Here is a 24,404-nt window from a genome sequence, read left to right on the forward strand (position 1 = left end):
CGGGCTTGCGGGCGGTCAGGTGTGGTTGATGTCGCGATCCTTGGTTTCCGGCAGGAAGAAGATCCCCAGCACCGCGGTCATCACCGCGATCACGATCGGGTACCACAGCCCGTAGTAGATGTCCCCGGTCGCCGCGACCATGGCGAAGGCCACCGTCGGCAGGAAGCCGCCGAACCAGCCGTTGCCGATGTGGTATGGCAGCGACATGGAGGTATAGCGGATCCGCGCCGGGAACAGCTCCACCAGCCAGGCAGCGATCGGGCCGTAGACCATGGTCACGTAGATCACCAGGATGCTCAGCAGCAGCAACACCATCGGGTAGTGGATCTTCGCCGGGTCGGCCTTCTCGGGGTAGCCGGCTTCCTTGAGAGCCGCCGTCAAGGTGGCGGTGAAGGCATCGCCCTGGGTCTTCAGGTCCGCCGCGGCCAGGCTGCTGCCCTCGAAGCTCGGGATCACCCGCTCACCGATGCGGATCTGCGCCACGCTGCCAGGCTCGGCTTTCTCGTTCTCGTAGGGAATGGCCCGTTTGGCCAGCAGGCTCTTGGCGATGTCGCAGGAGCTGGTGAACCGGGCCTTGCCCACCGGATCGAACTGGAACGCGCACTGCCCGGGGTCGGCCACCACTACCACCGGGTTCTGCTCCTGGGCGACGAACACGTCCGGGTTGCCGTACTCGGTCAGTGCCTTGAAGATCGGGAAGTAGGTCAGCGCGGCGATGATGCAGCCGGCCATGATGATCTTCTTGCGCCCGATGCGGTCGGACAGGCTGCCGAAGACGATGAAGAACGGCGTGCCGATCAGCAGCGAACCGGCAATCAGCAGGTTGGCGGTCTGCGGGTCGATCTTCAGCGTCTGCAGCAGGAAGAACAACGCATAGAACTGCCCGGTGTACCACACCACCGCCTGCCCGGCGGTGCCGCCGAGCAGCGCCATGATCACCACCTTGAGGTTGTCCCAACGGGCGAACGACTCGGTCAGCGGCGCCTTCGACGCCTTGCCTTCGGCCTTCATCTTCATGAATACCGGCGACTCGTTGAGCTGCAGGCGGATGTACACCGAGATCGCCAGCAACAGGATCGACAGCAGGAATGGTATGCGCCAGCCCCAGGCCTCGAACGCCTCGGTACCCATGGCGGTACGACAGGCCAGGATCACCAGCAGCGAGAGGAACAGGCCAAGGGTGGCGGTGGTCTGGATCCATGCGGTGAAGAAGCCGCGCTTGCCCTTGGGCGCATGTTCCGCCACATAGGTGGCGGCGCCGCCGTACTCGCCGCCCAGCGCCAGCCCCTGCAGCAGGCGCAGGCTGATGAGGATCACCGGCGCGGCCACGCCGATGGTCGCGTAGCTGGGCAGCAGCCCCACCACCGCCGTGGATATACCCATGATCACGATGGTGATGAGGAAGGTGTACTTGCGCCCGATCATGTCGCCCAGGCGCCCGAACACGATGGCGCCGAATGGCCGCACGGCAAAGCCGGCGGCGAAGGCGAGCAAGGCGAAGATGAACGAGGTGGTCTCGTTGACCCCGGCGAAGAAGTGCTTGGCGATGATCGCCGCCAGTGATCCGTAGAGGTAGAAGTCGTACCATTCGAACACGGTGCCCAAGGACGAGGCGAAGATGACTTTGCGCTCCTCCCGGGTGATGCCACGTTGGGGCGCGCTACTGCCCGTGGATGCGCTGTCTAGGACCGCCATGGGTCGCCTCCGTCTGGTTGTGGTAGACCGGAGTGCTCCAGCAGATCCCAAAGCACGCACCCAGGCCCAAGGGCATTGCAGGCTGCGCGAAGCACGACGAGGCATCGGCCTCGGATCGCGGCAAGTCACCTCAAGCATAATCGGCCTTTGAACGATATCCACTCGCATGAGTGTTTATGGGCCAATTTGGATAGGAAGCAGGGATGAACGAACGACAGGACGGCGCTTGGCGAGGTCGACTCTGGCTGGCCGATGACCATTGCCTGCTGTTCGGCACGCCGGGCCGTACCAGTGCACACGCCCACTATGCCCACCAGGTGCTGCTGCCCCTCGAGGGCAAGGTGTGCGTTGAGATCGCGGGCGAGCAGCGCAGCGGCAGGTTGCTGGCCATCGGGTCGCTGCAGCCCCACGCCATCCTCGCTCATCAGCCGCCTTGCATCACTCTGTTCGCCGAACCTCTGGCGTTTTCCCTGGAGACCTTGCTCGACGTCTGCCAACAGGCACCCCGTAGCATCCCCGGTCTGGCCCAAGCACTGCGTCTGACACCGCGCCGTTCGCTGGACCCTCGCCTGAACCGGGCACTGGCGCGGATCCGTGCGCTGGACGACCAGCGTCTGCCTGCCACGGCGCTGGCGCAGGAGGCCGCGCTGTCGATCAGCCAGCTGGAACGCTTGTTCAGCGACAGCCTCGGCCTGTCGGTACGACGCCTGGTGCTGTGGCAGCGTCTGCGCCAAGCCCTGCGCCAAGCCCTGACCGGCGCCTCCCTGACCGAAGCAGCCATGGCAGCGGGCTTTGCCGACTCGGCGCACCTTTCACGCAGCCTGCGTCAGCAGTTCGGTATCCGCGCCAGCGAGGCCCTGCGCCACCTGCGCTCAGACTCGCTGGTCTAGGGCCTGGCGCAGGCCGCGTGGCAGTGGTGCCGGCGGCTGCGCCGTGGCTGCCGGGCGAAACGGCTCACGCAGCTGTGCCAGGTATGCTTGCGGGTAGTCCGGGCGATCACCAATGCCCATGTCGTCATCGGCCAGCCCATAACCAGGCAGATGCAGCGCGGTCCCCAGCAGGCGATCCCACAGCGGGAAGAACAGGGCGAAATTGACGTCACCCAGCGTGCCGTACTTCAGATGGTGCAGCCGGTGCACGGGCGCCCAGGCGAACAGATGGCGCAGGCCGCCGATGCGCATGTCGACATTGCTGTGCTGCAGCAGCAACTGCATCGAGATGCTGAAGGCCAGCAGCGCCGCGATATCCTGCGGCAAGCCCAGCAACAGCAACGGCAGCACACCGCCGAGGGCCTCGGCCAGTTGGTGCAGCGGGTGCTTCATCAGGCCGTTGAAGCCGTACAGCCGGGTCACGCTGTGATGCACCGCGTGCAGGCGCCAGAGCAGCGCGCTGCGGTGGCTGGCGTAGTGCACCAGGGTGATGCCCAGGTCGGCCAGGGGTATGGCAAGCAGCAATTGCCACAGCACCGGCCAGTGGCTGGGCCACAGCCCGCTGGCCGGCAGCCAGCCGGCGAACAGTGGAATCGTGGCGATGCTGGCGACATTCAGGGTTTCGTTGACCAGCGCGTGCAAGCCATCGCGCCCGCCCTCCCCGTCAGCCTCGCTCCAGGCAGGCTTGTACGGATACAGCGCTTCGCAGGTGAACGACAGCAGGATGGCCACGCCGAGCAGGGGCAGCAGCCAGAGAATGTCGGCGCCGAGGTTGATCAGGTAGACGGCTGTGCCGATGAAACCGAGGAAGAAGCATGGGGCATAGAGGATGCGCATGGAAGGCTCCGGTCATGGATGGAGCCGCGAGTGTTGCCTGGTGCCTGAACGTGACGCTTGAACGAACGGCGCATTTCCTGCCTCAGGCCTGCACACGTCCCTGTAGGAGCGGCCTTGTGCCGCGAAAGGGCCGCAAAGCGGCCCCGGCGATCTTTGCATCGACGCTGAAATCCTGGGGCCGCTACGCAGCCCTTTCGCGGCACAAGGCCGCTCCTACAGGGGACCGTCGATCGCGCCTTGGATTCGTGCCGCCAACTGACGGCGCATCTCGTCATTGGCGCCCTGGGCCTGGGCCAGTATCGCCCGCAACCCTTGCACCTGGGCATCACGCTGCTGCAATTGCTCGTCCAGCAACCTGCTCTGTGCCGTCGCCTGGCGCTGCTCGGCCAGCAGGCGTTCGTTGTCGCGGTGCAGGCGAGTCAGTTCGTCCTGGCGGGCGATGGCGCCCTGCTGCAGGGTCTGCAACTGGCCCTGCAACTGGCGCACCTGGGTCTCGCTCCGGCGCTGCTCTTGCTGGCGCTGTTCGAGGCTGGCGCGCAGTTGCTCGTCCTTGTCGGCCAGGCGCGCCTGCAGTTCGCCCTGGGACTGGCTCAGACCGGCACTGCGCAATTGTTCGGCCTGCAGGTTGGCCTGGCTGGCGGCCAGGCGTTCGGACTCGACGTGCAGCGCACCACTCAAGGTCTCGACCTGGCGCAGCGCGCCGGCCAGTTCGCGCTGGACCCGTTGCAGCTCAGCCTGCATCGCCGCGCAATGGGCCTGTGCGGCAGCCTCGGCGGCATCGATGCGTGCCTGCCCTTCCTCCTGCAATTGCGCGGCCAGTCGCTCGACCATCCGCCCCAGCGGTTCGCTCAGCGCCGTACTGTTGCCCAGCAGCGACACAGGCTGGCGATCGAGTTCCTTCAGGTAGCGGTGGATGGTGGTCTTCGACCCGGTGTTGCCCAATTCGATACGTATCGCATCGATACTCGGATTCTCACCCCGGGCCATCAGCGCCTGCCGCGCTTGCTGAACAGCTGCCTTGTCGATGCCTATGCGGGCCATTGCTCACTCCACCATTACATACCATGGCATGTACCATGTAATTTTCTGAATACTGCACGTCCCGCGCCGCCTTTTCAAGCGCGTCGGTTGCAGGTCGTCCATTACGGTCGCTTTGATATAGTACAGCCCGCTTGAACACCCGCCCTTCATAGATGATATCTATCACCTCATCCAGCCTATCGATTTGACCGCGTCAAATTGCCTCAGCTAACGTGCCGCCCGCTTCGAAGCCTTCCCCGCTGCTGCCAAACCCCGATCCACGGCCTGAGCCGTCGTCCTTGCGTTCGAGTTGTTGAAATGTCTGTGAATACCCCCTCCCGGATCACCGAGCTGGTCATAGAAGCCGGCACCCGTAAAGCCCATCTACCCACCCGCGCCACCCTGATCCTCGGTTTCCTGGCCGGGGCGTTCATCTCCCTGGGTTTCCTGTTGGCGATCCACGTCAGCACCATGATCCCCACACCATGGGCCTCGTTCGGCACCCTGCTGGGCGCCGCGGTGTTTCCCATCGGCCTGATCCTGGTGATCCTGGCCGGGGGCGAACTGCTTACCGGCAACATGATGAGCCTGCCCCTGGCGATGTTCGCCGGACGTATCCGCCTGTGGGCGGTGGCGCGCAACTGGGCCCTGGTGACCCTGGCCAACCTGCTGGGCGCGCTGTTCGTCGCCTACTGCTTCGGCCATCTGCTCGGACTGACCGAGGGGCCGTACCTGGGCAAGACCCTGGCGGGCGCCACCAGCAAGGTCAGTGCCGATTTCCTGCATGCCTTCGTCTCCGGCATCGGCTGCAACTGGCTGGTGTGCCTGGCGGTGTGGCTGTCGTACGCCAGCCGTGAGATGAGCGGCAAGATCCTCGGCATCTGGTTCCCGATCATGGCCTTCGTCGCCATCGGCTTCCAGCACGTGGTGGCCAACATGTTCCTGATCCCGGCGGCGATCTTTGCCGGCTACCTGAGCTGGGGGCAGTTGCTGGAAAACCTGGCGGCGGTGTTCCTCGGCAATGCCGTGGGCGGGGCGATCTTCGTCGGCCTGGCCTACTACGTCTCGTTCGGCGCACCGGCTCAGGAACAGGGCGCGCTGCAGTAGCTGGCCTCAGCCGGCCACCGCCTTCGCAGCCTGGGCCAGACGCTGCACGGCCTGGCGGATCTCGTCCGGATCCAGCGAGGCGAACCCCAGGCGCAGGGCATTCTCGGGTTGGCCGGCGGGTGAAAACTGCCGGCCGGCACGCACCACCAGGTCCAGTCGCAGCGCCTCGACCGCCAGCCGATCCACATTGATCGACGGGGCAAACCTCACCCACAGCGCCAACCCGCCTTCCGGCACCTGCACTGCGATACGCTCGCCAAAGGCCTCCCGCAGGCAAGCCAGCAACATATCCCGGCGCTGCCGGTATTCCCTGGATACCCGCCGCAGATGCTTCCTGAGCTCACCAGCCTCGATCAGGTCGGCGAGCATCCGCTGCATCACCGCATCACCCTGCCCCAGGCTCAGCGCCGCGGTGCGGCTCAGCGTCTCGACCACCGCCGGCGGCGCGACGATGAAGCTGCAACGGAAGGTGCTGCCCAGCGACTTGGACAACGAGCCGACATAGATCACATGGCGCTGCAGGGGATCACTGGCCAGCGGCAGGTAGGGCCGCCCGGCAAAGTGGTACTCGTGGTCGTAGTCCTCCTCGATCACGCAGAAATCATGGCGCCGCGCCAGTTCCAGCAACTGCCGCCGGCGACCGGCGCGCAAACTGACGGTGGTGGGAAACTGGTGGTGGGGCGTGACATACAGAAAGCGCACCGGATGCAGCCGGCACAGCGCTTCGATCTGCTCGACGCGACACCCCTCCTCGTCCAGGTCCACGGTCTCCAGCCGGGCACCCAGCTGGCGAAAGATCTCCCAGGCCGGCGGATAGCTCAGCCGCTCCACCAGCACCACGTCACCGGGCCTGAGCAACACGCTGGCGGCCAGGTACAGCGACATCTGCGTGCCCTGGGTGAGGCAGATGTGCTCGGCCCCCACGTTCAGCCCGCGCTCCTGGCGCAGCATGTCCGCCAGCACCCGGCGCAGGTGATGGCCGCTGCCGTCGCTGCCATGGCGCACGGTATTGGTGGCGAAGCTGTGACGCAGGGCCTTGCGGTAGTAACGGTGCAGGACCGCCTGGGGCAACAGGCGATGGTCACAGGCGCCATTGTCGAAGAACAGTGCCCCGGGGCGCTGGTGCCACGCCGTTGCCTGCTCGCTCGCCGCGAAATACGCAGTGGCAGGCGCATCGCGCAATTTCGGAGCGAATGGCTGCGCCACCTGGCGCGCCGGCGTCGCCTGCGCGGCGAGCTGCTGGCTGACGAAGGTTCCCCGGCGCGGCACGCTGTACAGCCAGCCCTTGGTCGCCGCTTCCTCGTAGGCAAGGATCACCGTCTTGCGATTGACGTCGAGCAGTTGCGCCATGTCCCGGGTACCCGGCAAGGGGGTTCCGGGAAGCAGGCGGCCATCGCTGATCGCGCTGACCAGTCCTTCGACGATCTTTCGATAGGAGGCCTGCGGCTCGCCCCCGTCCAGGTTGAGCAACGGCCGCCATTTGCGTAACTGGACCATGTGAATTATCCAAAACTGGAGGTTTTCCTGGTCCAAGTCTACCGCAACAATTACCACTCCCACTGCCGCGAGGTCGCCATGCCCAACCACCATGTCATTGAATTGTCGCCCTCGGGCAGAACCTTCGAGGCCGGCGACGAGCTGCTGCTCGACGCCATGCTCGCCAGTGGCCTTGCCGTGCCCTTCTCGTGCCGTCGAGGCGCCTGCGGCTCGTGCAAGGTCAAGGTCGTCGCCGGCCAGTATCGCGACAGGCTGCGCGACGCGGATACACCCGCGCCCTCCTATCCCCTGGCCGCCGACGAACTGCTGCTGTGCCAGAGCCACGCTTGCGGCGACATGCGCCTGGCGATTCCCGGCTGGTCACTGGACACGCCGACGCTGGCCTTCAGCGCGCGGGTACTGGACAAGCGCTCCCTGAGCGTCGATATCACCGAACTGGTGCTGCAACCCGAACAGCCCGTCGAGGTACGTGCCGGCCAGTACCTCAGGTTCCGCCTCGACAACGGTGACAGCCGCTGTTTCTCCATCGCCAACCTGCCGGCGCAGGATCAGGGACGGATGCTGTTTCATATCCGCAAGGTCGCTGGCGGCCTGTTTTCCGAGCACCTGCTGCCATCACTCGGCATAGGCGACGTGCTGAACCTCGAAGGCCCGGTGGGGGCCTGCACCTGGCAACATGAAGATGAACGCCCCGTCGTACTGTTCGCCACCGGAACCGGCTATGCCGGCATCAAGCCTCTGCTGCTGATGGCCCTGACACGCGATGCCGATGTCACGCTGTATTGGGGCGGCGCCTCGCCGGCCGATTTCTACGACCGTGCGTTCCTCGACCAGTGCAGCCAGGCGCACCCTCGGTTTCGCTGGCATTCGGTTCTGGCCACCCAGGCCCGCGTGCAGCAGGTGGCGCTGGCCCAGGCGCATCGCTGGGCCGATACCCAGGTCTACGCCTGTGGCAACGCCACGATGATCCAGCAGGTCCGCGAGCAATGCCTTGGCGCAGGTGTGCAGGCCCATCGCTTCATCGCCGAGGCCTTCGTGCCCAGCGGCGCAGCGCTGCCGCCGACCGCACTGGACCCGCAACTGGAGAAAGTCGGCCCGCGCTACTCGCTGGACGGCATGCTCGCCGCCCGCGAACAGACGGTACGGGCCCTGGCCGCCATCGCCAGCCAGCTGGAGGTCGGCATGACCACCGCCCAGGCCTTGGCCATGGCCGAGCGCACCTTGCGGGGCATGGGCGCCTCGCACACCTGGCACCCGACCTACATCCGCTTCGGCGACGACACCGTGCGCACGCCGCGCCAGGGCATCGACCCGCAGCGCAGGCTGCGCGCCAGCGATATCGCCGTGGTCGATCTCGGCCCGGTATGGGACGGCTACGAGGGCGATTATGGCGATACCTTCGTGTTCGGCGACCATCCCCTGCACCGGGCCTGCGTCAAAGCGCTGCACGCCGTGTTCGACGAGACGCGCCTGGCCTGGCGCCGCGGACTGACCGGGCGCGAGCTGTACAACGTCGCCGAGCGCAGTGCCCAGGCCAAGGGCTGGTGTCTGGAGCGCAACCTGGCCGGGCATCGCATCGCCGACTTCCCCCATGTCCTGTACGGGCAGGAGAAGCTGGCCGACCTGCAGATCGTGCCGGGGGAGATGGTCTGGGTGCTGGAAATCCAGCTGTGCCATCCCAGCGAACCGGTCGGGGCGTTCTTCGAGGATATCCTCATCGCCAGCTGACCCTGCCGGGCTGATCGTCAGCTGTACTGTTGGATGTTAATGATTTGCATTGAGGTTTTACCGTGCTGGGTCGGAAAGCCTAGTGAATGCCTTCACTCACTTGCGAATCGAAAGGAATCCAGCATGTCGCAACAGCGTGTCAGCCCGGCGCAGCAGCCGGCTGTGCCCCACTTCGACCTCAATCGCACCTTCGCCGCCGTGCACATGGCCTTGTTGCTCGGCCTGGGCGGTGCCTCCATGAGCGTGACCGCGGCGCAGACCGTGGAACGAGCCGAGGAAGTGGAAAAATCCCGCCAAGACCAGGCCAGCGGCAGCCTCGAGCTGACCGAGACCCGGGTCGAAGGCGACCTCGACGCCCCGAGCGCACTGCCCCCCGCCTACGCCGGCGGCCAGGTGGCCTCGGGTGGCCGGGTCGGCCTGCTGGGCAACAAGGATTTCATGGAGACGCCGTTCAGCACCATCAGCTACACCGACCAGTACATCCAGGACACCCAGGCCCAGACCGTCACCGACGTGATCGCCGCGACCGACCCCGCGGTGTTCAGTAATGGCCTGAAGGGCACCTACAGCGAGAACTACTCGATCCGCGGCTTCAACTCCAACATCAGCGATGTGAGCATCGGTGGCCTGTACGGCATGGCGCCCTACTACCGGATCTCGCCGGAGATGTACGAGCGCATCGAGGTGCTCAAAGGCCCGTCCGCCCTGCTCAACGGCATGCCGCCGGGCGGCTCGGTGGCCGGCAGCATCAACCTGGTGCCCAAGCGCGCCGGCGCCGAACCGCTGACCCGAATCACCACCACCTACATGTCCGACGCGCAGTTCGGCGGGCACCTCGACGTCGGCCGCCGCTTCGGCGAGCAGCAGCAGTTCGGCGTGCGCTTCAACAGTGTCTATCGCGACGGCGACACCGCGACCGACCATCAGCGCATGAAGGCCGAGCTCAACGCCCTGGGCCTCGACTGGCGCGGCGAGCGGGCGCGCCTGTCCGCCGACCTGTACGAAAGCGAGGACCGGGTCAGGGGCCAGAACCGCGGCATCGGCCTGGCCGCAGGCGTGCCAGTGCCCCGGCCGCCGAAGTCCGAGACCTTGCTCAACCCGGACTGGGGCTTCGTCCAGACCCGCGACAAGGGCGTGATCGTGCGCGGCGAGTACGACCTCAACGACAACCTCATGGCCTATGCCGCGGCCGGTACCAGCAAGACCGACTATGCCTACAGTGGCACCATGCTCGCCGAGGTGTTCAACACCGCTGGAGACATGGAGACGAACATGGGCCAGTTGAAGATCGACCTCAAGAAGACCTCGGGCGAGGCCGGCCTGCGCGGCCATTTCGACACGTTCGGTGTCGGTCACCAATGGTCACTCAACGCCACGCACTACTCGGACAAGCAGCACGATTATGGCCGACGTAACGTCCCGGGGGCCGAGTGGATCAACAACATCTACCACCCTGTCTGGGGACCGGAGGCCGCCAGGAGCTACCCGCCGATCTCCCACACCGAGTCGCGCCTGAGCAGCTACGGCCTGGCCGACACCCTGTCGTTCCTCGACGAGCGCCTGCAACTCACCTTGGGCGTGCGTCGCCAGCAGGTGCTGACCGACAGCTTCAACGTCAGCACCGGTGCGCACACCACGCGCTACAACGAAAGCGCCACGACGCCAGCGGCAGCGGTGCTGGTCAAGGTCACCGACGAAGTGTCGCTGTACGCCAACTACATCGAAGGCCTGAGCAAGGGTGCCATCGCCCCGATTACCGCGCCCAACGCCGGCCAAGTGTTCGCCCCCTACAAGTCCAAGCAGAAGGAAGTCGGCATCAAGCTCGACCTTGGCGACTTCGCCCACACCCTGAGCCTGTACCAGATCGAACGCCCCAGCAGCTTCACCGATCCGGTGACCAAGGTGTTCTCCTTCGGTGGTGAACAGCGTAACCGCGGGCTCGAGTGGAGCTTCTTCGGCACCCCGCTGACCGATGTGCGCCTGATGGGCGGCGTGGCGCGCCTCGACCCCAAGGTGACCAAGGCCGAGAACCCCGCCGAGGAAGGCAAGACCGCCACCGGCCAGCCGAAATTGCAAGGCAAGCTGGGCGTGGAGTGGGACACCCCACTGCTCGATGGCCTGACCCTGACCGCCAACGCCACCGCCGTGTCGAAGCAGTACATCAGCGACGACAACAGCCAGTCGATTCCTGGCTACACGATATATGACGTCGGTGCCCGCTACCGGCTGCAGGTGGCCGACCACCCGGTGACCTTGCGCGGCACAGTGGAGAACGTGACCAACAAGGCCTACTGGGGCATGCCGTTGCTCACCAGCCTGGGGCTGGGTGCGCCGCGTACGGTACAGCTGTCTGCCAGCATCGATTTCTGACCTCAGTCCGCCTTGCCTACCGGCATCGGTTGCCCCGCCAGGACACTGGCGGGCGTGACCACCTGCCCCAGGTCGATGTGACGGAAATCCGGCTTGGCCCCCAGCCGCGCATTGAAACGCACGTTGAAGGTGAACGGGTCGTCGGTCGGCATGTCCAGCGAACGGCCGTAGCGCGCGCTCACGGCCGTGCCGTCATAACCCATCAGCTTGAGCAGCGTTGGGAACAGGTTGTAATGGCTGGAAGCGTTGCGGTTGGCCTGCAGATGGGCCTGCCAGTCCAGCGTGCGCAGGCCCTCGCCCTGGATCACCACCAATGGCACCAGGCCCTCTTCCGGCACAGGATCGCTGTCGCAATGGGTGTTCAGGCCAGGATTGCCGCGCTCATGCAGGTCCTGGCCATGGTCGGAGGTATAGAGCACCACGGCCTGGCTGAGATCACCCTCGGCGAACAGCCGGCGAAAGAATTCGCCGACATTCCACAGCACGGTGTTCTGGTAGGCGTTGCGATACAACACCCAGTCCTGCGGACGGCCATCGAATCCATCGCGGGTGCCGGTGTCGGCGATATCGACGTAACGCCCCCGAGGCAAGGCGGGCTGGTACTTGAGGAAGTCATCCGGATACTTGTCATGCACCGGGAAGTGGGCGCCGACCTTGTTCACCACGATCAGCTGCGGCCTGCCATCCTTGAGCAGCGCCACCAGGCGCTCCAGCGCCGCCATGTCGCGCTGCACCACAGGAGTGTCGTCGAACTGGATGAACTGGTCGATATCGCGCTTCTCGGTCTCGGTCATCAGGTTCTGCAAGTTGCCGCCAGTACGCTGGCCATCGATATACACCGTGCCCAGGCCCGCGCGTTTGGCGTACTGCCAGATCGACGGCTGGGTCGAGTTGATGCGCAGGTAATCGGTGCGGGTGCCGCCATAGCGCAGGGTGACGTTGGTGTCGGCACTGCAGTTGGCGATGGACGCGGCATAGCCGAAGTTGACGATGGACACGCCGGACTGGGCCTGGCCCAGGTGGCTGGTGACCCCGGCCGGAGTGTTCAGGTCCAGGTAGTTGCCCGAGATGCTCTCGTCGATCAGCAGCACGATATCCCGCGCCATCGCCGGCCCCGCCTGGGCCAGGGTCACTGGCTGGCGCGGCCCGACATGGTCGTGCAGGGTCTCGTAGCCGAACAGGCTGAGATAGGCCAGCGGCGTGTACATCACCGGCAGCCCGCGGGCGCCCTCGCCGGCGCGCACGAACAGGATGGCGATCAGCACCAGCAGACCCAGCACCGGTGCCACGGGTGGCAACAGCCACGGTAGCCGAGGGGTCGGCCCCGGGCGCAAGCCAAGACCAAACAGCAGCAACAGCGCCCGTGCCGCGGCCAGGGTAATAGCGTAGTGATATTGCTGCAGGGCCTCCTGGACGAAACCGCCGGCATAGACCATGGACACGAATGCACTATAGGTCAGGTAGGAGTCGGTGATGCGGTTATAAGCGTCGAGAAAGATCGCACTGACCGTGAACGCCAGCGCCAGCGACCAGCGCAGCCAGCCGGGGCGGCTGAACGCGGCCAGCAGCAGGGCCAGAGCCAATACAGCGAAGATCCCCAGGTACAGCACCAGTGGCAGGCCAATACCCAGGGCTTCTATGCGCTCGCGGTAATAGGCATGAAAGCTGGCCAGATAGACCAGCAACAGCAAAAGCTTGATCCATCCGCGCATGTTTCGGCCACTCCGGTCATGGGAATCTCCTCAAACCGTAGCAGCTGTGAAACAAACTACAACGCAAAAAAGTCAAAATTCCGACGACATACCGACACCAGAATCTGGCACCTGCCGCAAGTTGTTGTTGATTCTCCCTATCGTCTGCAACCCGCTTATTTCGGTGCGTCCAACCGTTCATCGGTTCGTCGAACGGCCAATTGCCACTAGCTATGCGCGCTAACACACGGATTGGAAACAGGTTGGTGGCAGAACGCCCGTTTCGCCAGGGTCTGTAAATTCGACGAAACATGCCATTGCTTTGACGCAAATCCACCGGGCTGAGCTATACCCAATTCACACCACTGTTTCATCTCCCTTACTCATCCATACGAGGCACCGCGCATGGACGTGAGCGTTTTTGGCACCGGTTATGTCGGACTGGTACAGGCAGCAGCCCTGGCGGACGTAGGTCACCGGGTCCTGTGCGTGGATGTCGATACCCACAAGATCAACCAGTTGCGCCAGGGTGTGCCGCCGATCAGCGAGCCGGGCCTGTCGGACCTGCTCGAGGACAACATCAAGGAAGGTCGCCTACTGTTCAGCACCCAGGCCAGCGATGCGGTCAGCCACGCCGAGCTGATCTTCATCGCCGTCGGCACGCCGCCCGACGAGGACGGCTCGGCCGACCTCAGCCATGTGCTCAACGTCACCCGGCAGATCGCCGCGCTGATGGAGACCGACCATACCCTGATCATCAAGTCCACCGTGCCGGTGGGCACCGCCGACCAGGTCATGGCCCTGGCCCGCGACGAACTGCAGCGCCTGGGCAAGGGCCAGTTGCAGGTGCGCGTGGTGTCCAACCCCGAGTTTCTCAAGGAAGGCAGCGCCCTGGCCGACTGCATGCGTCCGGACCGGATCATCGTCGGCACCCTCGACGAAGTCGCCCATGACCAGCTGGCCGAACTGTACGCGCCGTTCTGCCGCAACCACGAAAAGCTGATGTTCATGGACAACCGCAGCGCCGAGCTGACCAAGTACGCCGCCAACGCCATGCTCGCCACCCGCATCAGCTTCATGAACGAGCTGGCCAACCTCAGCGAACACCTGGGCGCCGACATCGAGGCGGTGCGCCGGGGCATCGGTTCCGACCCGCGCATCGGCTACCACTTCATCTATCCAGGCTGCGGTTTCGGCGGTTCGTGCTTCCCCAAGGACATCAAGGCCCTGCTGCACACCGCCGCCCACAGCGGCATGCCGCTGCGCCTGCTGCAGAGCGTCAACGAGGTCAACGATCAGCAGCGGCGCATCCTCTTCGCCAAGCTCAAGCAGCGCCTGTCGGGCCTGGCCGGCAAGTCCATCGCCCTGTGGGGCCTGGCCTTCAAGCCCAATACCGACGACATGCGCGAGGCCCCCAGCCGCTACCTGATGGAGGCCCTGTGGGCTGAAGGCGCCACCGTGCGCGCCTACGATCCTGAAGCCATGGACGAGTGCCGGCGCCTGTACGGCTACCGTGACGACCTGCACCTGTGCGCCACCCGCGACGACACCCTGCAGGACGCCGATGCCCTGGTGATCTGCACCGAGTGGAAGAATTTTCGCGTGGTCGACTTCTCGATGCTGGCCAGCAAGCTGCGCGAGCGGGTGATCGTCGACGGGCGCAACCTGTACAACCCCGAGCAGGTTGCCGCCCATGGCCTGCACTACAGCGGCATCGGCCTGCGCCAGATCGCCCCGCAGGCGGATGCGCCATGAAAGTGCTGGTGACCGGCGCGGCCGGTTTCATCGGCGCCCACACCTGCCGTCAGCTGTTGCTCGAGGGGCACCAGGTGGTGGGGCTGGACAATTTCAACGACTACTATGAGCCGGCGCTCAAGCACGCCCGCGTGCACTGGGTACGGCAGACGGTCGGCGACTTCCCGCTGCACTGCCTGGACCTGGGCGATCGCGACGGCATGGCCCGGCTGTTCGCCAGCGAGCGTCCGGAGGTGGTGGTGCACCTGGCGGCCCAGGCCGGCGTGCGCTACTCGCTGCAAAACCCGCAAGCCTACCTGGACAGCAACCTGGCCGGTTTTCTCAACATTCTCGAAGGTTGCCGCCGCCATCCGGTCAAGCACCTGCTGTACGCCTCGTCCAGCTCGGTGTATGGCGCCAACCAGCAGACGCCCTATCGGGTGCAGGATCCGGTGGACCACCCGCTGTCGCTGTATGCCGCCACCAAGAAGGCCAACGAGGCCATGGCCCACAGCTACAGCCACCTTTATGGCATCCCCTGCAGCGGCCTGCGTTTCTTTACCGTGTACGGCCCCTGGGGCCGCCCGGACATGTCGCCGATGCAGTTCGCCAAGGCGATCAGCGAAGGCCGGCCGATCCAGTTGTTCAACCATGGCCGTCACCAGCGCGACTTCACCTACATCGACGACATCGTCGAAAGCCTGGTGCGGCTGATCCCCCTGCCCCCGGTCGCCGACCCGCAGTGGAACGCGCTCAACCCGGACCCGGCGAGTAGCCACGCGCCCTGGCGCCTGTACAACATCGGTGGGCAGCGCCCGGTGGAGCTGCTCGACTACCTGGCCCTGCTGGAAAAACACCTGCAGCGCAACGCGGTGATCGAACTGCTGCCGCTGCAACCGGGCGATGTGCTGGCCACCTGCGCCGACGCCAGCGCCCTGGCCAGGGTCACCGGTTTCACCCCACAGATAGGCCTTGATGAAGGGCTCGGGCGCTTCGTCGCCTGGTTCAAGAGCTACCACTCGCCCGCCGCCAGCGAAGCGGCGCCCACGGGCGAGCAGCCAGATCAGCGGAGGGCGGTATGACAGGACAACCCAAGAGCGCGCAACTGCAGGCGCTGTACCAGGACAAACGCATGGACCCGGCGCACCGGCAGCGCATCGATGCCGCCATCCACATGCAGGGCCGCGGTTGGATGACCGGCCGTGCCGGGGGCCGCCCGTGGACGCTGTCGCGGACCAACCGCGTGCTGTCGTGCCTGGCCGCGCTGACCCTGCTGCTGCTGCTGTCGCCGGTCTTCCTGGTGCTGGCGCTGCTGATCAAGCTGTCGAGCAAGGGCCCGGTGTTCTTCGTGCAGAAGCGCACCGGCTACCGGGGCCGCGCCTTCGGCATGTACAAGTTCCGCACCATGGTGGCCAACGCCGAGGCGCTGAAGGACTCGCTGCGCCACCTGAACAAGCACGGCGCCGAATCCATCGATTTCAAGATCGACAAGGACCCGCGCATCACCTCGATAGGCGGCTGGCTGCGCCGCAGCAGCCTGGACGAGCTGCCCAACCTGATCAACGTGGTTACCGGCGACATGCGCCTGGTCGGCCCGCGCCCCACCTCGTTCAACGCCTACCGCTACCACGACAACCACCTGGCACGGCTGTCGATCTACCCGGGCATGACCGGCCTGTGGCAGATCTCCGGGCGCAGCAATATCGACTTCGACCAACGCGTAGAGCTGGACCTGAGCTACATCAACGAACAGAGCCTGATGCTGGACCTGAAGATCCTGCTCAAGACCCCGTTCAAAGTGTTCACTGGCCACGGAGCAAGCTGAGATGGACGGTTCATCCTCAAGAAGTCTGACCATCGCTACCCCAAGCGAGACCAACCTGACCTCCACCGTGCTCGACCTCGACCAGCGCACCCTGCTGCTGACCGCGGCCAACACCGGCAGCGGCACCAGTACCAGCGCCCTGGCCTTTGCCAGCCAGCTGGCATTGATGAGCGCGGGCAACGTGCTGCTGATCGACGCCAGCCTCAGCCCCGGCGGCCTCAGCCAGCAACTGGGCCTGGGCAAGCTGCGCGGCTACAGCGACCTGCTGTTCAACCAGGACACACCGCCGCTGGCCCAGGACTGCATCGTGCGCCTGTCCGACCAGCCGTTCGACGTGCTGCCGGTGGGCACCTGGAAACGCGGCCGCGACCGCCTCGACCACGAGCAGTTGCGCATGCTGCTGCACCAGCTGAGCAACCAGTACCGCTTCGTGGTGATCGATGGCGAAGCCATCTACGCCAGCGCCGACAGCCTGGTGATCGGCACCCTGGTCGACGGCGTGATCCTGGTGGTCTGCGCCGAGGAGACCCGCTGGGAAGTCGCCCAGGCCGCCAGCCAGCGCCTGACCCAGGCCGGCGCGCGACTGATCGGCAGCGTGTTCAACAAGCGCAAGTACTACATGCCCAAGTGGCTGTACGAAAATCTCTGAGAGGCCGCACAGGATGAACGCCATGAGATACCCATCGATTGCCCTGTGCGTGCTGGCCCTGGCCGGCTGCGCCAGCCAGGAAGACCGCCAGATGCCGGTGCAGATCCTCACCGCGCCGCCGGCCGAGAGCCAGGCCACCGAAGTCGCCCGCCGCGAGCAGGTGCTGCGCCCGCAGGACGTGCTGGAGGTGATCTTCCACGTCAGCAACCGTTCGGCCGGGGTCTACCGCATCCAGTCCGGCGACACCCTGGACCTGAACTTCATGGCCGCCAGCGGCCTGAACGGCAACCAGCTGGTGCAGCCCGACGGCAGCATCACCCTGCCCAGCACCAACGCCGCGGTGCGCGTCGAGGGCATGACCCCCGGCGAGGCCGAGAGCGCCATCCGCCAGGCCTACCAGGACAAGCGGGTGTTCAAGCCCAACCGTGACCAGGTCACCGTGCGGGTGATCAGCCCAATGACCGACGAGGTCAACCTGAAGAACGCCCTCAACCACCCCGGCACCGGCATGAGCCGCGACATCACCGTGGGCAACGACGGCCGCGCCACCTTCCCGGAAATCGGCTCGGTGCCGCTGCAGGGCATGACCGTCAACCAGCTGCGCGACTACCTCAACGAGCGCTACGCCACCCTGCCCGGGCGCATGAGCGTGGACGTGCTGCTCAAGTCCACCGCCGCCAACGAGATCTATGTGCTCGGCGAAGTCGGCCAGCCCGGCGCCTTCCAGATCCGCCGCCCAATATCGGTGCTCGAAGCGCTGACCCTGGCCCGCGGCCCGACCCTCAAGGCCAAGCTCGGCTCGGTGGTGATCATGCGCCGTGAAGGCAACACCGTGCACGCGGTCAACTACGACGTCGACCAGGCGCTGTCCGGCGGCACCCAGAAACTCGCCTACCTGCAGCCCGAAGACATGCTCTACGTGCCCAAGACCAAGCTGGCCAGCGCCGCCGAGCTGTCCCGGCAACTGGCCGACGTGGTGCTGTTCCAGGGCTTCGGCTTCAGCTTCAGCTACCGCGTCGACAACAAAGAAAGCGACGACTGACCGGGGGACGAACCATGACCACGCAACCCAAAGAAAACTACGTACATGAGTTCTTCCGCATCTTCTTCGCCAACCGCCAGCTGGTGAAACGGGTGTTCCTGGTGTTCGCGGTGATCGCGGTGATTTTACCGCTGGTGCTCAAGCAGAGCTTCGACATCACCGCCGAAGTCATCGTGCAGTCCAAGAAGCTCTCGCAGAGCGACACCACCTCGGCGCTCAGCCAGCAGGCCGACCAGTTCATCCCGCCGTCGCTGGCCGACATGGAGACCGAGAGCAACATCCTGCGCTCGCCGACCCTGATCCGCCAGACCATCGGCGAGCTGCGCAAGGAAGGCCACTACCCGGACGAGCCCGGCCTGCTGCGCCGTACCGTGCTCGACCCGGTGCGCCACGCGGTATTCGACCCGCTGCACCGGCTGTTCGGCAACAGCGTGGCCGATGACCGCGACACCCAGCTCGACACCCTTACCGACCAGGCGGTCAAGGACCTCAAGGTCGAGACCCTGCCCGGCTCCAACGTGATCTCCATCACCTACAGCGCCGACGATCCGAAGCTGGGCACGCTGTTCGTCAGTCGCCTGCTGGAGAACTTCCTGGCCAACCGCCAGGACCTGCAGTCCAACGAGCTGCCCGAAGCGTTCTACGAGCAGAAGAAGCTGCACTACCAGGCCCGCCTGGGCGACCTGGAAAGCCAGCGCCTGGGCCTGCTGACCGCCATCGGCTCGTCTGACCCAAAGGAAGAGATCACCTTCCGGCTGAACGCCATCAACACCGAGGAGCAGGCGCTCAACCTGCAACGTGACCGCCAGTTGCAGAACCAGAAGTGGCTCGACTACCTGCAGAGCAGCCTGGCCGCGGCCAGCAAGGCGAGGATGGCCGACTACGCGTTCCCCTACACCTTCACCACCACGGTCGACAACGTCGCCTTCGAGGACCGCGAGATCAAGCAGCTCGGCGAACAGCTGACCACCCAGCTGGCCCGCTACAACGGCGACGCCACGGTGTTCCAGCCAGGCTCCGACCAGATGGTCATGGCCCGCCAGCAAATCGCCCAGTTGCGCGCGCAGTTCCTCAAGATCGTCGAGAACCGCATCCGCGAGCGCCAGCAGGACCTGGCCGTGACCCAGCAGGTGATCGAGCAGAAGACCCAGCGCATCGCCGACTACAGCAAGCGCATCCTCCAGTTGCGCGAGACCCAGAGCAAGACCCGCCAGCTGGACACCGAGATCGATGCCCTGCACAAGGCCTTCTCCACCTACGCCCAGCGTTACGAGGAAAGCCGCGGCCAGGGCCTGCTCGACGGCAGCCAGTCCAACGCGCGGATCCTCAGCGCCCCCTACGAGCCCACTGCGGCGAGCTTCCCGAAACCTGGCCTGATCATTCCGTTCGGCCTGGTCACCGGCCTGCTGCTGGCGATCGCCGTGGTCTACGTCAGGGAGTTCTTCGACCATCGCTTCAAGCATCCGGCGCAGATCAGCCACGAGCTGGGCCTGCCGGTGCTGCTGGTGATCAACGACCAGGCCCCGGCGCTGCCCAACCCGCACAAGAGCTGGTCGCTGCCACGCCTGTGGCACTGGGTGCGCAATTGAACGCCGCGCTGCACGCCGGCCGGCCGATCCTGCACCTGCTCGGCAGTGGCGGATTCTACGGCGCCGAGCGCATGCTCCTGGACCACTGCCAGGCGACCCCCGGCCAGCATCGGGTGCTGTTTCTCGATGCCCCGGCGGAGCTGGTGGCGCGCTTTCGCGAGGCCGGGGTCGAATGCGACACCTGCCGGGGGCTGGGGGCGGTGCTCAAGGTACTCGGTGCGCAGCGCGGCCAACGTCCGCTGGTCAATAGCCACAACTTCAAGGGCCAGCTGTTCGGCTGGATCGGCGCCACCCTGTGGCGCCTGCCGATGGTCAGCACCCAGCATGGCTTCACCCCGCGCAGCCGCAAGCAGCGCTTCTACACCTGGCTGAGCCTGCAACTGTGCCGCACGCCGACGGTGGACACGGTGGTGTGCGTGGCCGAGAGCATCGCCCGCATCCACCGCGATGCCGGCGTTCCCGAGGCCAAGTTGCGGGTGATTCCCAACGGCCTGCCCGAGGCCTGCACGGCTGATGAAGATCATGTAGGAGCGGCCTTGCGCCGCGATGGGCCGCAACGCGGCCCCAAGGCCACCCACGCCGATAAGTCAGGCACATCGGATTACCCCGCAGCGGCGGCCGCTTCGCGGCCGATCGCGGCACAAGGCCGCTCCTACAGGGATTGCGATCATGACAAGGCCCCCTGGCTCGCCGCCTACGTCGGCCGCCTGTCCAGCGAAAAAGGCCCCGACCTGTTCCTCGACACCCTGATCCCGGTGTGCCAGCGCCACCCACAGGTCCACGCCGTGATGCTCGGCGAAGGCCCCGAGCGCGACACCCTGCAGGCCCGCATCGACGCCGCCGGTCTCACCGCGCGCATCACCCTGCCGGGCTTCCAGCGCGACATGCGCGGCTGGATGAAGCGCCTGGACGCCCTGGTCATCAGCTCGCGCACCGAAGGCACGCCGATGATCCTGCTCGAGGCCATGCAGGACGGCGTGCCAGTAGTGGCCTTCGGTGTCGGCGGTATTCCCGACGTCATCGAACACGGGCGCAACGGTCTGTTGGCCGCCCCGCTGGCCAGCGCTGAACTGGGCGAACACCTCGAGGCCCTGCTCGTGGATCCCGCGCAGGCCGCCGAGCTGGTCGCCGGCGCCCGCCGCACGCAACGCGAACGCTACCACCTGCCGACCCTGGCACACCGCTGGGCCCTGGTGTACCGGGGCACGGCCGAGGAGGTTGTCGCATGATCATTCCCCTGTCGCTGGTGGCCCTGGTGGCCTTGCTGAGCCTGGGGCTGCTGGCCAGCCCCTACCCATTCCTGGCCCCCGGCGGCGTGATCGGCCTGGCCGGCGTACTAGTGCTGTACCGCAAGCCAGCCTGGGGCCTGCTGGCGATCGCCACCCTGGTGCCGTTGGAGGGATTGCTCAAGGACGGCCTGGTGTCCGGCGCCAAGCTGGTGGGCATCGGCCTGGTGCTGATCCTCAGCCTGCAGCTGGCAGTGCGCCAGTTGCCCGGCGAGCGCCTGCGCAGCAACCAATGGCGCCTGCTGCTGCCGTTCATGGCCCTGTACCTGCTGAGCCTGTGGGCCAGCGACGACCTGGCGCTGTCGGGCGGTCACCTGCGCGAGTTGCTGGTGGGCCTGGTGGTGTTCGTCATCACCCTGCTGGTCGGCCGCGACCTCAACCTGCCGATGCTGGCCCGGCTGATCACCGTCAGCGTGTGCGTCACCTGCCTGTTCGCGATCTTCTCCACCAAGTACCAGGAACAGGGCCGCGCCTCGGCCATGCTCGACCCCAACGCCTTCGCCCTGCTGATCACCATCGCCATGCCGCTGGGGCTGTGGCTGGCGATCAAGGCCCGGCAGATCCCGGTCAAGCTGTTCTGGGCCGGCTGCTGCCTGTTGCTGCTGGTGGGCATGACCAAGACCGAATCGCGCTCGGGGCTGGTGGTACTGCTGATCAGCCTGGGCATCGTGCTGTACAACTACCGCGAACAGCTGACGCGCATCCGCCCGCGCCACCTGGGCTTCGCCATGCTCGGCCTGGCCATTGTCCTGCCCCTGGGCGTGGCCCTGATGCCGGCGGGCTACGCCGAGCGCATCCAGTCGCTGATGCTGCTCAAGTCCGGGGTCAACGCGCACCAGGACGAATCGCTGGGCCGCCGCGCCTCCTACCTGGTGGTGGGCAAGGAAATGATCAGCCACAGCCCGCTGCTCGGCACCGGGCCCGGCACCTTCCCGCTGCACTATGCCGACACCGGCTTCTCCAAGGCCTTCGCCCCGGTCAACAGCAAGACCACCGACCTCTACCGCCGCGCCCACAACACCTACCTGGAGCTGTTCAGTGAGGTCGGCCTGCCGGCGGGCCTGCTGTTCGTCGGCATGATCGCCCTGGCCCTGCGCAACTTCTGGCAGGCCCGCGCCGCCTTCCGCGCGGCCGGCGATGCGGACCGCGCCGACCTGATGACCCACCTGACCATGAGCATGCTGGCCATCGGCCTGTTCCTGATGTTCCTCAGCGCCCCCAGCCACAAGTACCTGTGGCTGATGCTGGCGCTGTCCAGCGTGCTGCTGGGCCAGGCCCGTGAACAACAGCCGGTGGAGGTGGCCCGATGAGCCGGGTGAGCATCGTCATCCCGATGTTCAACGAGGCCCGCCATATCGGCCGTACCCTGGACGCCGCCCGGCGCTCGGCCAGCGCGGCGGGCCTGGCCTGCGAGCTGATCGTGGTGGATAACGGCTCCAGCGACGACGGCCCGCGGATCGCCCGCGAGCACGGCGCCCAGGTGCTGACGCTGCCCGGGGTGGCCATCGGTGCCCTGCGCAACGCCGGCGTAGCCGCCAGCCACGGCGAATGGCTGGCCTTCCTTGACGCCGACATCGAGGTGCCCGAGCACTGGCTGGACCTGCTGCTGGACCTGCAGCGTCGCGGCGAAGGCGATGTCTTCGCCCTCGACTGCGACACCCCGCGCCACGCCCCGTGGTTCGCCCAGGCCTGGCAGCGGCGCACCCTGCGCACCGGGCAGACGGTGCAGGACTGCACCTGGCTGCCCACCCCCAACCTGCTGATGCGCCGCAGTTGGTTCGAGCAGGTCGGTGGTTTCGACGAGCGCCTGCGCACCGGCGAGGACAAGGACTTCACCCTGCGCCTGCACGAGTCCGGCGCCCGCCTGCGCGTGCTGCGCCAGCCCGCGGTGCTGCACTGGGGCTATGAGGCCAACTGGCGCGAATGGCTGGGCAAGGAGATGTGGCGCCAGGGCAGCCACCTGCAACTGCTGCGCAGCCATGGCGTGAGCCTGCGCCTGCTGCGCTTCCCGCTACTCTCGGTGGGGGCGTGGGTGCTGGACGCCATGGCCCTGTCGGCCCTGCTCGACGGATTCCCCCATGTGGCGCTGTTCTTCCTGCTGGTCAGCGCCCTGCCCGCGCTGTTCCTGAGCCTGCGCCAGAGCCGCCGGCACCGTGACCCGCTGCTCACCCTGCAACTCTGGGGCCTGCACTGGCTGCGCCTGCACCTGGCCGGCGCGGCGTTCATCCTCAGCCTGTTCAACCGCACCGCAAGGAGGCCCGCCCGTGGCTGAGTTCATCTTCTGGCTATGCCTGTTGCTGCCGTTGTACGCCTGGGTCGGCTATCCCCTGCTGCTGACCCTGGCCGCGCCGTTCTTTGCCCGTCGCACGCATTCGCCGCTGCCGGCGCAACGGGTGAGCGTGGTGATCGCCGCGCACAACGAAGAGCGGCATATCGAAGCCAAGCTCGCCAGCGTGCTCGGCCAGGACTACCCGGCCGCCGAGCTGCAGGTGGTGGTGGCCAGCGACGGCTCCAGCGACCGCACCGTGGCGCTGGCCCGCGCCCTGGGTGACCCGCGGGTGCAAGTGCTCGACCTGCCGCGCCTGGGCAAGGCCGGGGCGCTGAACAGTGCCGTGCAGGTGTGCACGGGCGACCTGCTGGTATTCACCGACGCCGACAACCAGTGGTCGGCCGATACCCTCGGGCTGCTGCTGGCGCCGTTCGCCGACGCCCAGGTTGGCGGCACCGCCGGGCACATGATCATCCCCGACCCGGGCAAGGGCCTGAGCATCGGCGACAGCCTGTACCGGCACTACGAAGCCTGGGTGCGCAAGGTGGAGAACCGCACCGGTTGCATGGTCTCGGCCGACGGCGCCCTGCTGGCCCTGCGCCGGGCGCTGTACCAACCGATTCCCAAGCAGGTCAACGACGACTTCTTCATCAGCACCTGCGCCCCGGCCGCAGGGCTGCGCATTGTCTACGTGCCCGAGGCGGTGGTGCTGGACCAGGGCGTGGACGAGGCCGACAAGCAGTTCCGCCGCCGCCAGCGGGTCACCGTCGGCGGCCTTTTGAGCCTGGCCGCTCGCCGCGAGCTGCTCAACCCGGCGCGTCACGGCCTGTACGCCATCGCCCTGATCAGCCACAAACTGATCCGCCGCCTGGCCCCGGTGCTGCTGCTGCCATTGCTGCTGGCCAACCTGTGGCTGGCCATCGAGCCCGGCTTCTACCGCCTGACCCTGGCCCTGCAGCTGCTCGGCTACGCCGCCGCCATCGCCGGCCTGCTCGACGCCCGCCGCCGCCTGCCGCGCCCGTTCCGCCTGGCCGCCTTCGTGCTGGTCACCCTCGCCGGCATGAGCGTGGGCCTGTGGCAGTTCCTGCGCGGGCACAGCTACAGCCAATGGAACCCCGACCAGAATCGATGAGCGA

Annotated in this window: 19 protein-coding genes; 14 read left to right on the forward strand and 5 right to left on the reverse strand. The window is 66.3% G+C overall.

What is annotated here, in order from left to right:
* Positions 1-15 precede the first annotated feature (15 nt).
* Positions 16-1,695, reverse strand: coding sequence for an MFS transporter (locus PRtIB026_RS16720; RefSeq protein WP_203646341.1), 1,680 nt, complete (start codon positions 1,693-1,695; stop codon positions 16-18).
* Positions 1,696-1,898: 203 nt separating this feature from the next.
* Between PRtIB026_RS16720 and PRtIB026_RS16725 the strand changes: the two genes are divergently transcribed.
* Positions 1,899-2,585 (forward strand): helix-turn-helix domain-containing protein, encoded by a 687-nt coding sequence (locus PRtIB026_RS16725; RefSeq protein ID WP_203646339.1) that lies wholly within the window; start codon positions 1,899-1,901, stop codon positions 2,583-2,585.
* Here the strand turns inward: PRtIB026_RS16725 and PRtIB026_RS16730 are convergent.
* Together PRtIB026_RS16730 and PRtIB026_RS16735 are read right to left on the reverse strand one after the other, a co-directional pair.
* Positions 2,568-3,461 (reverse strand): sterol desaturase family protein, encoded by an 894-nt coding sequence (locus PRtIB026_RS16730; protein ID WP_203646337.1) that lies wholly within the window; start codon positions 3,459-3,461, stop codon positions 2,568-2,570. The genes PRtIB026_RS16725 and PRtIB026_RS16730 overlap by 18 nt on opposite strands.
* Before the next feature lie 213 nt (positions 3,462-3,674).
* A complete protein-coding gene (locus PRtIB026_RS16735; protein ID WP_203646335.1) occupies positions 3,675-4,502 on the reverse strand; it encodes a DNA-binding protein in 828 nt (275 codons plus the stop codon).
* A 297-nt stretch (positions 4,503-4,799) separates the two neighbouring features.
* On the opposite strand from PRtIB026_RS16735, the gene PRtIB026_RS16740 reads away from it, so the two are divergent.
* A complete protein-coding gene (locus PRtIB026_RS16740; protein ID WP_267812541.1) occupies positions 4,800-5,588 on the forward strand; it encodes a formate/nitrite transporter family protein in 789 nt (262 codons plus the stop codon).
* A gap of 6 nt (positions 5,589-5,594) precedes the next feature.
* On the opposite strand, the gene PRtIB026_RS16745 is transcribed toward PRtIB026_RS16740, so the two are convergent.
* Positions 5,595-7,085, reverse strand: coding sequence for a PLP-dependent aminotransferase family protein (locus PRtIB026_RS16745; RefSeq protein WP_203646333.1), 1,491 nt, complete (start codon positions 7,083-7,085; stop codon positions 5,595-5,597).
* Between PRtIB026_RS16745 and PRtIB026_RS16750 the strand changes: the two genes are divergently transcribed.
* Together PRtIB026_RS16750 and PRtIB026_RS16755 are read left to right on the forward strand one after the other, a co-directional pair.
* On the forward strand, positions 7,086-8,813 hold the full coding sequence (locus PRtIB026_RS16750; RefSeq protein WP_203646331.1) for an NAD(P)H dependent flavin oxidoreductase family protein: 1,728 nt from the start codon (positions 7,086-7,088) through the stop codon (positions 8,811-8,813).
* Positions 8,814-8,936: 123 nt separating this feature from the next.
* On the forward strand, positions 8,937-11,183 hold the full coding sequence (locus PRtIB026_RS16755; protein WP_244670880.1) for a TonB-dependent receptor: 2,247 nt from the start codon (positions 8,937-8,939) through the stop codon (positions 11,181-11,183).
* 2 nt (positions 11,184-11,185) lie between these two features.
* Here PRtIB026_RS16755 and PRtIB026_RS16760 read toward each other — a convergent pair whose 3' ends face one another.
* Positions 11,186-12,895: a sulfatase-like hydrolase/transferase gene (locus PRtIB026_RS16760; protein ID WP_203646328.1), complete on the reverse strand. Its 1,710-nt coding sequence runs from the start codon at positions 12,893-12,895 to the stop codon at positions 11,186-11,188.
* A 384-nt stretch (positions 12,896-13,279) separates the two neighbouring features.
* On the opposite strand from PRtIB026_RS16760, the gene PRtIB026_RS16765 reads away from it, so the two are divergent.
* The 10 genes from PRtIB026_RS16765 to PRtIB026_RS16810 are packed head-to-tail and all read left to right on the forward strand — an operon-like array spanning position 13,280 to position 24,400.
* Complete coding sequence (locus PRtIB026_RS16765; RefSeq protein ID WP_203646326.1) at positions 13,280-14,629, forward strand: UDP-glucose dehydrogenase family protein; 1,350 nt, start codon at positions 13,280-13,282, stop codon at positions 14,627-14,629.
* Positions 14,626-15,690, forward strand: a complete 1,065-nt coding sequence (locus tag PRtIB026_RS16770; protein WP_203646324.1) for an NAD-dependent epimerase — start codon at positions 14,626-14,628, stop codon at positions 15,688-15,690. Before PRtIB026_RS16765 ends, PRtIB026_RS16770 begins: the two co-directional genes overlap by 4 nt.
* Positions 15,687-16,433 carry a sugar transferase gene (locus PRtIB026_RS16775; protein ID WP_050705463.1) on the forward strand — a complete coding sequence of 249 codons (747 nt, stop codon included), beginning with the start codon at positions 15,687-15,689 and terminating at the stop codon, positions 16,431-16,433. Before PRtIB026_RS16770 ends, PRtIB026_RS16775 begins: the two co-directional genes overlap by 4 nt.
* A 1-nt stretch (position 16,434) precedes the next feature.
* A complete protein-coding gene (locus tag PRtIB026_RS16780; RefSeq protein WP_203646323.1) occupies positions 16,435-17,082 on the forward strand; it encodes a CpsD/CapB family tyrosine-protein kinase in 648 nt (215 codons plus the stop codon).
* Positions 17,083-17,104: 22 nt separating this feature from the next.
* Complete coding sequence (locus tag PRtIB026_RS16785) at positions 17,105-18,124, forward strand: polysaccharide biosynthesis/export family protein (protein ID WP_203646320.1); 1,020 nt, start codon at positions 17,105-17,107, stop codon at positions 18,122-18,124.
* Positions 18,125-18,138: 14 nt separating this feature from the next.
* Positions 18,139-19,713, forward strand: a complete 1,575-nt coding sequence (locus tag PRtIB026_RS16790) for a GumC family protein (protein WP_203646318.1) — start codon at positions 18,139-18,141, stop codon at positions 19,711-19,713.
* A complete protein-coding gene (locus tag PRtIB026_RS16795) occupies positions 19,710-20,942 on the forward strand; it encodes a glycosyltransferase family 4 protein (RefSeq protein WP_232856947.1) in 1,233 nt (410 codons plus the stop codon). The genes PRtIB026_RS16790 and PRtIB026_RS16795 overlap by 4 nt, the downstream gene beginning before the upstream one ends.
* Positions 20,939-22,309: an O-antigen ligase family protein gene (locus PRtIB026_RS16800; RefSeq protein ID WP_203646316.1), complete on the forward strand. Its 1,371-nt coding sequence runs from the start codon at positions 20,939-20,941 to the stop codon at positions 22,307-22,309. The genes PRtIB026_RS16795 and PRtIB026_RS16800 overlap by 4 nt, the downstream gene beginning before the upstream one ends.
* Positions 22,306-23,271 carry a glycosyltransferase gene (locus PRtIB026_RS16805; RefSeq protein WP_203646314.1) on the forward strand — a complete coding sequence of 322 codons (966 nt, stop codon included), beginning with the start codon at positions 22,306-22,308 and terminating at the stop codon, positions 23,269-23,271. Before PRtIB026_RS16800 ends, PRtIB026_RS16805 begins: the two co-directional genes overlap by 4 nt.
* Positions 23,264-24,400 (forward strand): glycosyltransferase family 2 protein, encoded by a 1,137-nt coding sequence (locus tag PRtIB026_RS16810; protein WP_186735661.1) that lies wholly within the window; start codon positions 23,264-23,266, stop codon positions 24,398-24,400. Before PRtIB026_RS16805 ends, PRtIB026_RS16810 begins: the two co-directional genes overlap by 8 nt.
* The last annotated feature ends 4 nt before the right edge of the window (positions 24,401-24,404 follow it).

Origin of the sequence: Pseudomonas sp. RtIB026 (assembly GCF_016861355.2) — a bacterium.
Taxonomy (GTDB): domain Bacteria; phylum Pseudomonadota; class Gammaproteobacteria; order Pseudomonadales; family Pseudomonadaceae; genus Aquipseudomonas; species Aquipseudomonas peradeniyensis.

What these genes read in the sequence shown, in the direction of transcription:
- PRtIB026_RS16720 (WP_203646341.1), bottom strand. Translation starts at nt 1,695, where the DNA reads ATGGCGGTCCTAGACAGCGCATCCACGGGCAGTAGCGCGCCCCAACGT.
- PRtIB026_RS16725 (WP_203646339.1), top strand. Translation starts at nt 1,899, where the DNA reads ATGAACGAACGACAGGACGGCGCTTGGCGAGGTCGACTCTGGCTGGCC.
- PRtIB026_RS16730 (WP_203646337.1), bottom strand. Translation starts at nt 3,461, where the DNA reads ATGCGCATCCTCTATGCCCCATGCTTCTTCCTCGGTTTCATCGGCACA.
- PRtIB026_RS16735 (WP_203646335.1), bottom strand. Translation starts at nt 4,502, where the DNA reads ATGGCCCGCATAGGCATCGACAAGGCAGCTGTTCAGCAAGCGCGGCAG.
- PRtIB026_RS16740 (WP_267812541.1), top strand. Translation starts at nt 4,800, where the DNA reads ATGTCTGTGAATACCCCCTCCCGGATCACCGAGCTGGTCATAGAAGCC.
- PRtIB026_RS16745 (WP_203646333.1), bottom strand. Translation starts at nt 7,085, where the DNA reads ATGGTCCAGTTACGCAAATGGCGGCCGTTGCTCAACCTGGACGGGGGC.
- PRtIB026_RS16755 (WP_244670880.1), top strand. Translation starts at nt 8,937, where the DNA reads ATGTCGCAACAGCGTGTCAGCCCGGCGCAGCAGCCGGCTGTGCCCCAC.
- PRtIB026_RS16760 (WP_203646328.1), bottom strand. Translation starts at nt 12,895, where the DNA reads ATGCGCGGATGGATCAAGCTTTTGCTGTTGCTGGTCTATCTGGCCAGC.
- PRtIB026_RS16765 (WP_203646326.1), top strand. Translation starts at nt 13,280, where the DNA reads ATGGACGTGAGCGTTTTTGGCACCGGTTATGTCGGACTGGTACAGGCA.
- PRtIB026_RS16770 (WP_203646324.1), top strand. Translation starts at nt 14,626, where the DNA reads ATGAAAGTGCTGGTGACCGGCGCGGCCGGTTTCATCGGCGCCCACACC.
- PRtIB026_RS16775 (WP_050705463.1), top strand. Translation starts at nt 15,687, where the DNA reads ATGACAGGACAACCCAAGAGCGCGCAACTGCAGGCGCTGTACCAGGAC.
- PRtIB026_RS16780 (WP_203646323.1), top strand. Translation starts at nt 16,435, where the DNA reads ATGGACGGTTCATCCTCAAGAAGTCTGACCATCGCTACCCCAAGCGAG.
- PRtIB026_RS16785 (WP_203646320.1), top strand. Translation starts at nt 17,105, where the DNA reads ATGAGATACCCATCGATTGCCCTGTGCGTGCTGGCCCTGGCCGGCTGC.
- PRtIB026_RS16790 (WP_203646318.1), top strand. Translation starts at nt 18,139, where the DNA reads ATGACCACGCAACCCAAAGAAAACTACGTACATGAGTTCTTCCGCATC.
- PRtIB026_RS16800 (WP_203646316.1), top strand. Translation starts at nt 20,939, where the DNA reads ATGATCATTCCCCTGTCGCTGGTGGCCCTGGTGGCCTTGCTGAGCCTG.
- PRtIB026_RS16805 (WP_203646314.1), top strand. Translation starts at nt 22,306, where the DNA reads ATGAGCCGGGTGAGCATCGTCATCCCGATGTTCAACGAGGCCCGCCAT.